Genomic DNA, 13,448 nt, shown 5'->3' on the forward strand with positions numbered 1-13,448 from the left:
TGGAAGATGAAATATTTATTTTTAATATGGGTGCTGATATTATCTTTATTTGCTCCAAGTAGTGCGATTGCTCTCACTCAAGAGTCATATACTTTAATATCTGGGCTGGGAACACATCACCATCCGGTATCTACCGAAAATACCCAAGCGCAACAGTTTTTTGATCAAGGTTTAAATTTAATTTACGCCTTCAACCATGATGAGGCGGCGCGTTCTTTTAAATATGCTGCCGAACTAGATCCACATTTAGTAATGGCGTATTGGGGAATGGCGCTGGCTTTGGGGCCTAATATTAACCTGGATGTAGATAGCGATCGCGAATTAGCAGCTTATGAAGCTATACAAAAAGCTGTGGCTTTGTCTGAATATGCATCACAACAGGAACAGGGTTATATTAATGCCCTAGCTAAACGCTACTCTAATAATCCCCATGCATATTTATATAAGCTGGCGGTAGATTACAAAAACGCGATGTCAGATTTAGTCAAGCGTTATCCCCAAGATTTGGATGCTAAAACACTATACGCTGAAAGCTTGATGGATTTGCACCCTTGGCAACACTGGACTAAAGATGGCAAACCGTTAGAAGATACCGAAGAGATTGTAGCGGTTTTAGAATCGGTACTGCAAAGTGACCCCAACCATCCAGGGGCGAATCACTACTATATCCATGCAGTTGAAGCGTCACTAACTCCCGAACGCGCCTTAGCAAGTGCTAACCGTTTACAAACCCTAGTACCTGCAGCCGGACACTTGGTACATATGCCATCCCACATTTATTTCCGTGTGGGAGAATATACCAAAGCCATGCAGTCAAATGCCCTAGCGATCGCTCAAGATGAAGCTTACATAGTCAAAAATCACATTGAGGGTGTTTATCCGGCAATGTACTATAGCCACAACGTGCATTTTTTGGCAGTAGCCGCAGCAATGGCTGGTAGATATCAGGATGCGGTGCAAGCCGCAAGTAAATTAGTCACAATGGCTACACCGTTTGCCGAGAAAGAACCAATGGTTGAGGGCTACCTAGGAACTAAACTATTGATTCAAACGCGCTTTAGTGATTGGGATAATATTTTAAAAACACCTGCTCCCGATGATAAATTGGTGACAACTAAAGCACTGTGGCATTTTGCTCGCGGGATGGCGAATGCCAGTACTGGTAAACTAGAGGATGCAGAGAGCGATCGCGCTGCTTTGTTAACTGCTCAAAAAACAATGCCCGCCACTGCAACTATTGGTATGAGTCCCGCCAGTACTATTTTAGACATCGCCAGCAACCAATTAGACGCGAAAATTGCCAAAGCCAAACAAAACTATGAATCTGCGATTAAATACTTAGAAACAGCCGTAGCCCAGGAAGATGCCCTTAACTACATGGAACCACCCGATTGGTACATTTCCACCAGAGAAGCATTAGGGGGTGCTTTATTAGCAAAGGGTGATTATGCAGCCGCCGAAAAAGTATTTGGTGCAGATTTGCAAAAATATCCTTTAAACGGGCGTTCATTATTTGGCTTACAAGCAAGTTTGCAAGCTCAAGGCCAAGAAAACGCCGCCAAACTAGTGCAAGCTCAATTTACCAAAGCTTGGCAAGATACCGATACTCAGCTATTGGTGGAGAATTTTTAATGGGGTATTGAGAATGGGGCATGGGGCATTGGGCATGGGGCATTGGGTAATGAGTAATGAGTAATGAGTAATGAGTAATGAGTAATGAGTAATGGGTAATAGTTTTTCCCCAGTCCCCAATGCCTAACCCCTAAGCCCTTGTTGACGTAAAAGAGTATCCGCCCATGCAGCATCTTCTGGTTTTAAGGATGGGACTGGTTCTTGATGATAATCAATTGCTAAATGATATCTGGCACGATTGTATATACCATGTAATAAAGATTGCAAATCTAAAGTTGGTTCTGTATCTTCTGACTGTAAGGGTAATGAGAATACAGGAATTCTTTCTCTGATGCTAAAGCCGTATAATTTAGCTTGGGGACGAGTTTCACTTCTACTAACGAGAATTTGATAATCTGTTACCGGAACTTTCCCTAAAATTGACATGGCTTTGCCACTTCTAAGCAAATCAATTTCTACTAAGTGAGAAAGGCTAGCTAAAACTTGTTTGCGTTTGGTTTCATAAGCTTTTCTACCTTCCCCTGTCCGTTTATTTTTAGGGGATAAAACTTCGATAGAAGTGACAACAAAACCTGTAGAAACTTCGCGAACTTCTAAATAACTTTCTCTACTATATTCAGGTACAGGTATCATTACCGTAATACCTTCTGCGGTCGCAGTTTGAGTAACTGTTGATGAGTATTGCTGCTGTGATGTTTGTTGAGAAAAAACAGAAACATCAGGTATGCCCACTAATACAGAATCAGAGTCATCACTCAAATAAGTACGTTGTTCAATTGCCACTCGATATTGTGGGGGAATATTCTCCTCAATAGTATCTGCTAGGGCTGTAATCAATCGATGATGTACCTCTGCCCAAAACACAGGATTTTCTAAATAAGGATTCATTCCAGGAAATGGAGAATTCATAAGGCAATTAGTCAAGAGTCAAGGGTCAAAAATCAAAGGGAACAGGGAACGGGGAACAGGCATTATCTTTAATTGTGAATTGTTTTACCCCAAAGTCCCCAGTCCCTAATCCCTAATCCCTAAAACTGCCTTACTAATGGCTGACCATCTTTAACTTCGCCAACTAAGACTAAATCGACGCAATTGACGAAAATACCATTTTCGAGAACACCAGGAATATTATTCAGTGTTTTTTCTAGGTTTACTGGGTCGTCAATGGAGTCAAAGCGTACATCTAAAACAAAGTTTCCTTGGTCGGTGATGACTGGGCCAGCTTTTTTCACGCCCATGCGGAGTTCTGGTTTACCGCCTAGTTTCTTGATGGCATCAGTTACAGGAGTAATCGCCATAGGAATTACTTCCACTGGAACCGCAAAGCTAGAACCCAAACGGTCTACTAACTTTCCACTATCAACTACGACAATAAACTGATTTGCCAAGTAATCTACAACTTTTTCACGGGTGTGGGCTGCGCCACCACCTTTAATTAAATTCTTCTGGGGGTCAACTTCATCCGCCCCATCAATGGCAATATCAATGTGGTCAATAGCGTCCAAAGTAGTGAGAGGAACGCCGTATTGCTTTGCTAGCACTTCTGACTGAAACGAAGTAGGAACGCCCACAATATCTTTGAGTTCACCAGACTGAAGGCGTTCTCCCAAAAACTGAATGGTGTACGCCGTAGTTGAACCCGTACCCAACCCGACAATCGAACCTGATTTGACTAAAGCGGCTGCGGCTTTGCCAACTTCTTGCTTCATCAACTTCACGGGGTCTGCTGCTGCGGTCATTCCCAAAAATGCTCCATATAACTTATCTAAAATGAACATAACCTAAAGTTACATACATTTTGCGTTGGAGTTTTGGGGATTGGTGACTGGTGACTGGTGACTGGGGACTGGGAACTAGGGATTGGGGATTGGGGACAAAGGAGATTAGGGGAGAAATAATTCACAATTCAAAAGTTAAGAAATATACTTTACTTTTGAACTTTCACTCTTGTACAGACGCGATTCATTGCGTCTCTCCGACTTTAACCAACACCAAACCCCAAATCCCAAACAACTAATAAAAATATAATTATGCGTCAATTTCTCAGTGCGGTTTCTTTAGTTTTTTTGCTACAAAACTTACCAGCATTTCAACTATTACAAGTAGCACAAGCAACTTCTAGTGACTCATCTGAGGCTATTCAACAAGTAGTTGCTGCTAAATGGATGAGTAACTCTTCTGATGGCAAGTTTTATCCAGAAAGGTTCGTGAGTCGCGCAGAATTAGCTGCGATTATGGTTAAGGTTTTTCGCTTGGATAAACGCCAAGTTGCTAGCAAAGAAAATGTTCCAACTACCGATGTACCATCCTCTCATTGGGCATTTAATGATATTCAAACAGTTTTAAAAACCGATATTATGAAAGGCTATCGGGGTAATTTGTTTTTCCCTAATCAAAGGGTGACAAAGGCAGAAGCCTTAGCAATTTTTGCCCAAGCTTATGGTGTATTTCAGTTCCCTGAAGATACTGTCAAAGACATTCTCTCTTCTCATCCAGATGCAGGTTCAATTCCAACTTGGGCTAGACAAGCGATCGCCACTGTAATTAGCGAAGGTTTTCTCACTACAGATGCTCAAGGTAATATTTTCCCATTGCGTCCGATGACACGGGGGGATATGGCGGATGTCTTAAGTAAATATTTACAACGACAACAGAAACAACCAGATACTCCAGTAGTTCCCACAAGTCCAGATAGCCCACAATTACCTTAGTCACTGAGATTGAATCAGAATCAGGTTTTCAGGCTTAAAAGCCTTCAATGGCTCATGGATAATGTTTTGCGATCGCTTAAACTTTAACCCTTAATGCTCAAGGTTTAACCCTTAATGCTCAAGGTTTAACCCTTAATGCTCAAGGTTTAAGGCTTAATGCTCAAGGTTTAAGGCTTAATGCTCAAGGTTTAAGGCTTAATGCTCAAGGTTTAAGGCTTAATGCTCAAGGTTTAAGGCTTAATGTTCAAGGTTTAAGGCTTAATGCTCAAGGTTTAAGGCTTAATGCTCAAGGTTTAAGGCTTAATGTTGTAAGAAAACTAAAGTAGACTCAAAATGTTGGGCATCTTTAGTCATCTTGAGATGATTTTTTCTATGAGACTAGGAATTCATTCCTAGTCGGGCTATGGGTTTCGCGTTAAGTTGACACAGTTTGGCAATACCCATTGGTGTCAACTTAAGCTAAAAGCGATATAGGGCGGGCGTTGTACAAATCCCTCGCGCCCTCATCCCCTAACCCCTTCTCCTGGGGGAGAAGGGGAATTAAATCTCTTGCTCCCCTCTCCCGGCGGGAGAGGGGTTGGGGGTGAGGGCTAAAACCTAGCTACAAAGCGGGTTTCGCGTTAAGTTGACACAGTTGGGCAATACCGTACCCCTACAATCTGTTGGATTATTTTTCCAAATTGGTAAATTATGCCGATTTTGTAGCCAGAAATTTTTAACAAAAAACTTCTGTTCTGAACCAACAAACTTCTACTAATTCACAAAAAATATAATACAAATGCTAGCCCTTACTGTTGCAACCTTTTCTGAGCAGATACTAGCAATTTTTGCGCTTCTGTGTAGGCTGTTGTTCCGGCTTGGATAGTTTTCAGGCGATTGATAATGCCTTGAATTTTACCTTTTAACTGCTGAGGATTAGCAGGAGGCGAAGCTATCAAACCTTGAATTTGCTCATTGGCTGCTTGCAGAGAGGCTTGTGCTTCACTTTCGGCTTTGCGTCGAGTTTCAATAATGCCTAAGTTAGTTTGATATTCTGCTAGAAGTTTTTGCGCGGCTACATAGCCAGGTTCTTCAACACGAATGTTTTCTAGCTGGTCGATTGATTTTTGCCACAATTTGGCAATTTGTTCCCACTTTACTACAGAGTGGGGCGGATTTTGCGATGCTTTGGCAGCTGCTAGGGCAAATTCCTTTGCTGCTTCGATATATGTACCGCTACGAGGATCGGCTACTGTTTTGAGTTTGACTTGATAACCAGCGAGTAACCTTTGCGCTTCTAAATAACGAGGATTTTCTGTGGGAATTTGGTTAAGACGCTGAGTTGCTTGTTCCCACAATTCTGTTGCGGCTTTGGGTTGTTTGGGTTGAATTTTTTCGGCTTCTAAATCAAATTCTTGCGCCGCAGCAATAAATGTACCGATGCGGGCGTTATCAAAATCGCGTTTGTAGGCTTTGAGTTTACTTTGTGCTGTTTCTCCCGCGAATGTGGCTTTGGGGATTTGATCTAATTGATCTATAGCGGCTTGCCAAGAAGCGATCGCATTTTCTTTATCCTTAATACTGGTAGCTTTTTCGTATTGCTGGCGTGCTAGCTTGAGTGCCATTTCTCCTTGTTCTAGGGGTGTAAAAGCATTCCTATCTTGAAACGCTATAGCTTCTATCCGCGCTACTCTCCCACGGGCTGCTTCAAATTCATCTACGGTAAACTTCCAAGTGCAACCAAAAAAATTACAATAAGCTTTGGGATAATATCCTAAAAACCAAACTGGTAAGTTATTCAGATTTGTTTGGGCTGCTGCAGCTTTTTGGGAACCTTGCTCAATATCAGCTGGACTTGTAGCTTGATTGATTAACTGGTCTGCTTGCTCTAAATTTTTAATTGCCTCACGATAGTGATAATCCATATTGATGTAGCTAGGCAACAAGAGGATGGGAGCAATTTTAGCAACAGGCCAGCGAATCATGGGGTAGGGCAAATTTACCACCCATAATATTCCTGTGGAACTACCCAAAAGTATAGTTACCCATTTTAATTTGGTAAAAAAACCTTTTGATTGATTAGCTTTTGCGGCTTGTTTGAGTATTTTCTCGCTAAATTGTGGATAGATATCAATCACGCTATCCCGCAATTCATCCAATTTAGCGCGATCGCCTTTTTCTTTACAAAGTTGTTCTAGTCGCTTAATTACTATTTCCTGCTCAATTTTGCCTACCTGATCTTTACCACTACATCTTTGAATTTCTGCTTGCAAAATTTGTAGAGCTTTTTTATTGAGACGATACATAGGAATTATATGTAATTTATAATCCTAGTATTCCCATGCTGCGCCTACTTATAAATCAAGATGCTTGGGTTAAGCTCATTAGCGTACTTATTCAAGAAGCCAGAAGAATTGGGGGATTCTCCCCCAAACCCCCGATTGGGGGACGGTTGCGTCCCCCAAACCCCCTCCAAAATGATTGTTCTGTTTTGTTGTTGAGTAACTAGTTTTTTAGTTTTGTTATCAACAGGACTTATACCAATTCAAAATTCAAAATTCGTCTTGTAAAGTTTGCTCAACGGGGGGAACCCCCGCACGCAACTTTCCGCAAAATTCAAAATGAAGAAAGTGAGACTCAGCATACTTTTTAGCGTTTGCATCTGTATCAAATTTTTTGTGAATTGGTATTACGTAAGCAAAATTTGTCATTGCGACTGGAACGTAGTGTAATAATGCTCGGTTAAGGATTTTCAACTGGGAATTTGGTTTGGGGAAAAGGTGTACCCCTGCGCTTAAGCAAGCTATGCGTAGCGTCTTTGCAGGAGAAAGGGGCAGGGTTAAAGGTTTTTTCTTGCCCCTTTTCCCCTTCCCTTTTGCCCTTAACCTTATGAAGTGAGTTGTCTAACGTGGGTGGCGGAATCTAGTTGTAATGCGGAAGCTGCGATCGCCTGACATTCACTGATAGTTAATTGGGCGATCGCTTGTTTTAAGATGGGGATGGCTTGGGGATTAACGCTTAATTCATCTAATCCCAAACCTAATAAAATCTCTGTGGCGGCAGGATCGGCGGCGAGTTCACCACATAATCCTACCCAAATTCCCGCAGCATGACCGGCTTGGACTGTTTGTTGTACCATTCGCAACACTGCTGGGTGGAGTGCGTCTGTTAAATTGGCGACACGGGGATTGTTGCGATCGCCTGCCATGACATACTGACTTAGGTCGTTAGTACCGATACTAAAAAAGTCTACCTCGGCTGCTAGCTGATCGGCGATGGCTACGGCTGCGGGTACTTCGATCATAATGCCGACTTTGACTTTGGAATCAAAGGCAATACTAGCTTGACTAAGTTCCCGTTGCACTTCATTTAATATTGCTTTAGCTGCCCGAACTTCGGTGATTGTGGCAATCATCGGCAGCATAATTTTAATATTGTGTCCGTGGCTGGCGCGCAAAATTGCTCGTAACTGAGTTCTAAATAAATCGGGATGATCTAAACATAAGCGAATTCCCCGCCAACCCAGGAAGGGATTTGTCTCTAATGGAACCTTAATGTAAGGCAGTGGTTTATCGCCACCGACATCTAATGTCCGAATAATTAATGGTTGTTGATCTAAAACTTGTGCGATCGCTTGGTATACTGCTAATTGCTCCTCTTCCGTGGGAGCACTTGTCCTACCTAGATACAGAAATTCTGTACGCAGTAGTCCTACTCCTTCAGCGCCGCTAGCTAAAGCAACTTGAACGTCAGCTATACTACCGATGTTGGCAAATACATTTACTTGCTGACCATCGCGAGTCATGGCGGGTTGGTGTGCTTTGGCTAGCGCTTCTTGTTGCGCGGTTCGCCATGCTTCGCGTTTAGCTTCTAATATACTCAAAATATCTGGTTCTGGCTCTACCCAAGCTTTGCCGCTTTCACCATCAAGAGCCATGATTGTGCCGTCTTCCAGATACAATATGCCTGCGTCTACACCTAATACTGCGGGGATTCCTAATGTGCGGGCAATAATTGCACTGTGAGATGTGGCACTACCGGAAGTCGTACAAATACCTAAAACTTTGCTGGGGTCTAGACCAATGGTGTCTGAGGGAGTCAAATCACTGGCTACTAAAATCGCTGGTTCACTGAGTTCCAAAGTTTGTGCTGATGTCCCGGCTAATAACCGCAACACTCGCTGTCCCACATCCACCACATCTTCAACTCGTTCTTGTAAGTATGCATCTTCTAATTGGTGGTAACTAGCAGCCACTTCATCAACCACAGCTTGCCAAGCGGCTTCGGCGTTGAGATGATGGTCAAAAATCCGCACTCGTACTGCTTCTAACAATACAGGATCTTCTAAAAACAGCAGATGGGCGACAAAAATTCCCGCTTCTGTGTCGCCAATTTGCATGGAAGCGTGGGAAAATAAGGCTTGAATTTGCTGTTGTGCAGTAGCAATGGCTGCTTCTAACCTTTGCCACTCGGCTTCTACATCTTCTACGTTATATTCTGTAGGTATAACAGCAGCCGCTTGATAATGTACCACAGGTGCGATCGCTACCCCTGGTGAAGCTGCAATTCCCGAAAGTTCGCCATGAGTTTTTGGGGTATGGTGTTCTACGGTGGGTGGTAATTCTAAAGCAGAATCATCTTCTCCAAAATTATTGGCGATTAATTCTGCTAAGGCTGCTAACGCCTGTTCTGCATCAGCACCTCTGGCTGTAATTTCTAACTCGTGTCCTTGACGCACCCCTAAAGTTGCGACTTGATTAATACTGTCACCCCGGACTGTATTTGTCCCTCTAGTAATATTCTTTACCCAAATCTGCGATTGAAACTTAGAGGCAGTAGTAACAAATTGTGCCGCCGGACGAGCGTGTAAACCCAAGCGGTTGTTGACTGTGAGGCGAATTTCCTTCGTTGCGGATTCTGTGCTAGCTGTGGAGACAACTGATAGAGGACTATTCACAACTCCTAACAAAGTTGCTTTTGCTACTAAAGCAGACCGTGCTTCCGCCATGACTTGCTGGATATGATGACCAAGTGAAGCTGCAACCACAGCTGCGATCGCACCTTCAACTAGCGGTGCTTCACATAAATGCACCTTTTCCCGTTGTGCTGGTGAAAGGAACTCCAGCGCCATTTCTGCACTCATCAAGGCGCTACCCAAATCCATTAACACCAGCACACCATCATCACTAAATACAGATGCGATCGCCTCATAAACCTGCATCGGATCTGTACCCAGGGGATTTTCCGGATCGTCAATCCCCGCTGCGATCGCTAAGGGAACTCGACCTTGAACCATTTGCGCTGCTAGTTGCTGTACGCCAAGCGCGAGTTGTTGACTGTGAGAAACAATAACAATTCCGACCACGGCAACACCATCAACTCTTTTGAGAGACTTTTGCTGAGTCAGTGAACACTAATGGTTAACTGTTGACTGTTGACTGTTAACTGTGAACCGTCAACGACTTTAAATAAAATAATTTATTTTTTGCAGTTTCCTTACATTCTTCCATTTTCTCGCAAGAAAATCAGCGTTGATTTTCAAATCGCAACTTTATATGACAAAGTCGAATTCTGTTTGCTATGTAACAGTTTTGGGCATTGGGAATGGTAAAAAGTTATATCTTCTCTGGAGACGCGATTAATCGCGTCTCTACAATTGTTGACAATCTTGGCGCGAAATACATCCAATACAGCTTTAAGTCTAAAAACTTATCTTTTCTTCTTCCCACGTTGCCAACTTTGGCTATTAGGTTGTTTATTAAATTCACCGTGGGGAAATAGTCGCTGTTCCAATTGTTCATAACTACCTTCAAAATCACAATGACCGTAAAGCGGACATTTTTGGCAATAAACTCCGTTGGTGTAGCGTTCTAAATTTTCGCGGTTGAAAAAATAGGGTTTTTGACTAAAAGTACTCGCCACCCATTGCCATGACATATTATTGCTAGCAGGATCGCCATCTAATAAATGTTGTAGAAACCATTTCGCCCCAGCTTGCCAACGAATCCGCCGCCAATGGACAATATAAGCTGCTAACCACATCCGAGCATGGTTATGTAGATAGCCTGTCTCTCTTAAATTTTGGCTAAAAGTATCAATACATACTAATCCTGTACTACCTGTTTGAATATCCTTTGGTAAATCAGGCGCGTAATTTTTAGCTGTGTAACCAGTTTTATATGCTTCTTGGTCTTGCCAAATGCTATTTCCTAGCTTCTCATATAATCTCTGCCAGTAATCGCGCCAGCCTAATTCATTAATTAATTTAGTCGCATCTTCAGGGTTTTGTATCTGCTCTTGTATATAATCCCTAATTTCTCGCAGACTGAGAACTCCATAGCGAATATAAGGTGAAAGCTTTGTGACTGCACCAGTTAAAAAGTTCCGTGTTTTTGCATAGGTAACAGGCTCAACTTTTGCTAATGCTTGTTCTGCAGCTTTCCGTCCCCCCACTATTTCGCTGATAGAATCATCCCGTTCTGTGGCTTTCGGGAATTCTTGGCGGAGATAGGCTATTAATTGATCACGATGAGAAAATTCACGTCGCATTTTTTGATTACTTGATAAGTTTGGCATTTGTCTTCCTCATTCCCCTTTTCCTCGAGAGAGAGGAGAATTGCGATCGCTAAAAACTCTTTACAGGAAAATCAAGGTGATAAAGGTAAACTAGCAGATAAAACTGTTACCTGCTGACGCAATGAGCTTCTGCATCAATCCTCAATGCACAAACCCACAAAATAGTAATGATGAACTATTTTGTCTTAGTTGCGGCTCAGAACTACTACTACAAGGACGTTATCGTGTCGTGCGTCAGTTAGGCGGTGGTGGCTTTGCAGTCACTTTTGAGGTGATGGAAGTCCGCACTGACACGCCAAAAGTGGTTAAAGTTCTCACAAATAATCATCAAAAAGCTATAGAACTATTTCAGCAAGAAGCAGAAGTTTTAAGTAAACTTAATCACCCTGGTATTCCCAAAGTTGAGCGCGATGCTTACTTTGTTTATTTTCCCAGAAACAGCCAAAACCCCAGCCATTGTTTTGTCATGGAAAAAATTGTGGGGATGGATTTGCAGAAATATATGGAAAATCGGGGAATGCGTCCGATTGACCAAAATTTAGCGCTGCAATGGTTACGGGAATTAGTGACAATTCTCGATCGCGTACACAAACAAAACTTTTTCCATAGAGATATTAAGCCACCTAATATTATGCTAAGGGCGAGTTCTGGGGAATTAGCATTAATTGATTTTGGTACAGCTAGGGAACTTACACAAACTTACTATTTCGCACAGGCTCAAGGTCAAGTAACAGGAATTATTTCCGCAGGTTACACACCACTAGAACAAATGAATGGTCAGGCTGTACTTCAGTCAGATTTTTTTGCTTTGGGACGCACGTTTGTTTATTTACTCACAGGTAAACAACCTACTGACCCAGCAATTTATAATTCTTACACCAATGAGATGGGCTGGCGGAGTTGCGCGCCTCACATTTCGCCCTTGTTGGCAGATTTAATCGACCAAATGATGGCCCATTTACCCGGTCACCGACCAGCAAACACTCAAGAAATTTTACAACGATTAGACCAAATTGACCAAAGTTTACAACCGCTACCGCCGCCATTACCACCACCGCCCGAATGGCCGAGACGGCGTGTATTGCAAATGCTGGGTTTTGGTACCATTGGGTTAGCTATCCCAGTTGGTTTATATACATTTTTTACTAAAAACAAAACGACTCTAACAGTTTCTAGTAATGGATTGGGTGACTATAAAACTATTAGTGAAGCAATTAAAAATGCTCAACCTGGTAACCAGATTTTGGTAAATCCAGGTTTTTATCAAGAAAGTTTAATTATTGACAAGCCACTCAAAATTATTGGTGATGGGCCTGTATCTAACATTGTGATTGAGAGTGCAAACTCAAATTGCATTGTCATGCAAACAGACAAAGCGGAAGTCCGAGGTTTAACTTTACGTGGTGTAGCAGGAAAAAAGAATAACAATTTCTTTGCTGTAGACATTCCTCAAGGTCAATTAATCTTAGCTGAATGCGATATTACTTCCGATTCCCTTTCTTGCGTCAGTGTGATTGGTGCAACAGCTAACCCCATTATCCAACAGTGCAAAATCCACGATAGCGTACAAGCGGGCATCTTTTTTCAAAAAAACAGTCGCGGTACAGTACAAGACTGCGATATCTTCGGTAATGGTCTATCTGGCATAGCAATTAAGGATCATAGCAGCGCTATGATCCAGAGGTGCAAATTTCATGATGGCAAACAAGGCGGAGTTCTTGTTTATGAGGATGGACAAGCCACAGTGGAAGATTGCGAAATCTTAGGTCATGATTTATCTGGGATAGAAATTAGAACCAATGGTAACGCTGTAATTCAACGCTGTAAAATCAATCAAAATAAAGGACGCGGCGTTTATGTCCACGATGGTGGTTTAGGTACAGTGGAAAACTGCGATTTAAGCGGTAATAATCTCGGCGCGTTTTATATTGATACTAGTTCTAAGGTGCAGCGTAGCGGGAACATCGAATAGACTGTTTTCCTTCAAGGGGTGGCAAATATCGGTAAAATTTGAAAGCGATCGCAATTCTTGAATCTTCCAATATGAGCAATATTCCCCAAGTTACACAACCAGCCCCTAATTTCTCTATTCCTGACCAAAATGGTAATTCTGTCAGTCTCGCTGATTTTAGTGGTCAATGGGTAATTCTTTATTTCTACCCGAAAGACAACACTCCTGGTTGCACGACAGAAGCAAAAGATTTTACCGAGTTAAATCAAAACTTCAGCGCCCTGGGTGCAAAAATATTAGGTGTAAGTCCCGATTCTAGCCAGTCTCATTGTAAGTTTATCGCTAAACATAACTTAACAATCACCCTGTTAAGCGACCCACAACATGAGTTAGCCGAAGCTTATGGAATTTGGCAATTAAAGAAGTTTATGGGTAAGGAATATATGGGCGTTGTGCGCTCAACTTTTCTCATCGCTCCTGATGGCAAAATTGCTTATACTTGGACAAATGTGAAAGTTAAAGCTCATGCTCAACAGGTTTTAACTAAATTACAGGAATTGACAGCTATATCAAGTGCATCATCTTAGAATATTGGCTGA

Annotated in this window: 10 protein-coding genes; 4 read left to right on the plus strand and 6 right to left on the minus strand. The window is 42.2% G+C overall.

The features are described from left to right. The first annotated feature begins 6 nt into the window (after positions 1-6). Positions 7-1,632, plus strand: a complete 1,626-nt coding sequence (locus HGR01_RS34150; protein WP_052335043.1) for a tetratricopeptide repeat protein — start codon at positions 7-9, stop codon at positions 1,630-1,632. On the opposite strand, the gene HGR01_RS34155 is transcribed toward HGR01_RS34150, so the two are convergent. The 3 genes from HGR01_RS34155 to rpiA form a co-directional block, all read right to left on the minus strand. Next, the gene (locus HGR01_RS34155) at positions 1,612-1,752 is read right to left on the minus strand and encodes an alpha/beta hydrolase (RefSeq protein ID WP_155538950.1); all 141 of its coding nucleotides are present in this window, start codon (positions 1,750-1,752) and stop codon (positions 1,612-1,614) included. The genes HGR01_RS34150 and HGR01_RS34155 overlap by 21 nt on opposite strands. A 3-nt stretch (positions 1,753-1,755) precedes the next feature. Next, the gene (locus HGR01_RS34160; RefSeq protein ID WP_045867891.1) at positions 1,756-2,541 is read right to left on the minus strand and encodes a DUF4058 family protein; all 786 of its coding nucleotides are present in this window, start codon (positions 2,539-2,541) and stop codon (positions 1,756-1,758) included. 119 nt (positions 2,542-2,660) lie between these two features. Beyond that, entirely contained in the window at positions 2,661-3,371 is a 711-nt protein-coding gene (rpiA, locus tag HGR01_RS34165) for a ribose-5-phosphate isomerase RpiA (RefSeq protein ID WP_045868830.1), read from the minus strand. 291 nt (positions 3,372-3,662) lie between these two features. Here rpiA and HGR01_RS34170 point away from each other — a divergent pair, with 291 nt between their 5' ends. Then, positions 3,663-4,343 carry an S-layer homology domain-containing protein gene (locus HGR01_RS34170; RefSeq protein ID WP_045867890.1) on the plus strand — a complete coding sequence of 227 codons (681 nt, stop codon included), beginning with the start codon at positions 3,663-3,665 and terminating at the stop codon, positions 4,341-4,343. 788 nt (positions 4,344-5,131) lie between these two features. Here the strand turns inward: HGR01_RS34170 and HGR01_RS34175 are convergent. The 3 genes from HGR01_RS34175 to HGR01_RS34185 form a co-directional block, all read right to left on the minus strand. Further along, positions 5,132-6,628, minus strand: a complete 1,497-nt coding sequence (locus HGR01_RS34175) for a hypothetical protein (protein WP_045867889.1) — start codon at positions 6,626-6,628, stop codon at positions 5,132-5,134. A gap of 581 nt (positions 6,629-7,209) precedes the next feature. Next, on the minus strand, positions 7,210-9,687 hold the full coding sequence (ptsP, locus tag HGR01_RS34180) for a phosphoenolpyruvate--protein phosphotransferase (RefSeq protein WP_045867888.1): 2,478 nt from the start codon (positions 9,685-9,687) through the stop codon (positions 7,210-7,212). A gap of 344 nt (positions 9,688-10,031) precedes the next feature. Next, positions 10,032-10,871 (minus strand): FAD-binding domain-containing protein, encoded by an 840-nt coding sequence (locus HGR01_RS34185; protein ID WP_045868829.1) that lies wholly within the window; start codon positions 10,869-10,871, stop codon positions 10,032-10,034. Positions 10,872-11,019: 148 nt separating this feature from the next. On the opposite strand from HGR01_RS34185, the gene HGR01_RS34190 reads away from it, so the two are divergent. Together HGR01_RS34190 and bcp are read left to right on the plus strand one after the other, a co-directional pair. Continuing rightward, positions 11,020-12,870 carry a right-handed parallel beta-helix repeat-containing protein gene (locus HGR01_RS34190; RefSeq protein ID WP_045867887.1) on the plus strand — a complete coding sequence of 617 codons (1,851 nt, stop codon included), beginning with the start codon at positions 11,020-11,022 and terminating at the stop codon, positions 12,868-12,870. A 71-nt stretch (positions 12,871-12,941) separates the two neighbouring features. After that, positions 12,942-13,436, plus strand: a complete 495-nt coding sequence (gene bcp / locus HGR01_RS34195) for a thioredoxin-dependent thiol peroxidase (RefSeq protein ID WP_045867886.1) — start codon at positions 12,942-12,944, stop codon at positions 13,434-13,436. Positions 13,437-13,448: the final 12 nt, after the last annotated feature.

The sequence above is a fragment of the Tolypothrix sp. PCC 7712 genome (assembly GCF_025860405.1).
Classification (GTDB): domain Bacteria; phylum Cyanobacteriota; class Cyanobacteriia; order Cyanobacteriales; family Nostocaceae; genus Aulosira; species Aulosira diplosiphon.

Excerpts from the sequence above, each read along its gene's own strand:
- HGR01_RS34150 (WP_052335043.1), top strand. The coding sequence starts at position 7 with ATGAAATATTTATTTTTAATATGGGTGCTGATATTATCTTTATTTGCT.
- HGR01_RS34190 (WP_045867887.1), top strand. The coding sequence starts at position 11,020 with ATGAGCTTCTGCATCAATCCTCAATGCACAAACCCACAAAATAGTAAT.
- HGR01_RS34175 (WP_045867889.1), bottom strand. The coding sequence starts at position 6,628 with ATGTATCGTCTCAATAAAAAAGCTCTACAAATTTTGCAAGCAGAAATT.
- HGR01_RS34185 (WP_045868829.1), bottom strand. The coding sequence starts at position 10,871 with ATGCGACGTGAATTTTCTCATCGTGATCAATTAATAGCCTATCTCCGC.
- rpiA (WP_045868830.1), bottom strand. The coding sequence starts at position 3,371 with ATGACCGCAGCAGCAGACCCCGTGAAGTTGATGAAGCAAGAAGTTGGC.
- HGR01_RS34170 (WP_045867890.1), top strand. The coding sequence starts at position 3,663 with ATGCGTCAATTTCTCAGTGCGGTTTCTTTAGTTTTTTTGCTACAAAAC.
- bcp (WP_045867886.1), top strand. The coding sequence starts at position 12,942 with ATGAGCAATATTCCCCAAGTTACACAACCAGCCCCTAATTTCTCTATT.
- HGR01_RS34160 (WP_045867891.1), bottom strand. The coding sequence starts at position 2,541 with ATGAATTCTCCATTTCCTGGAATGAATCCTTATTTAGAAAATCCTGTG.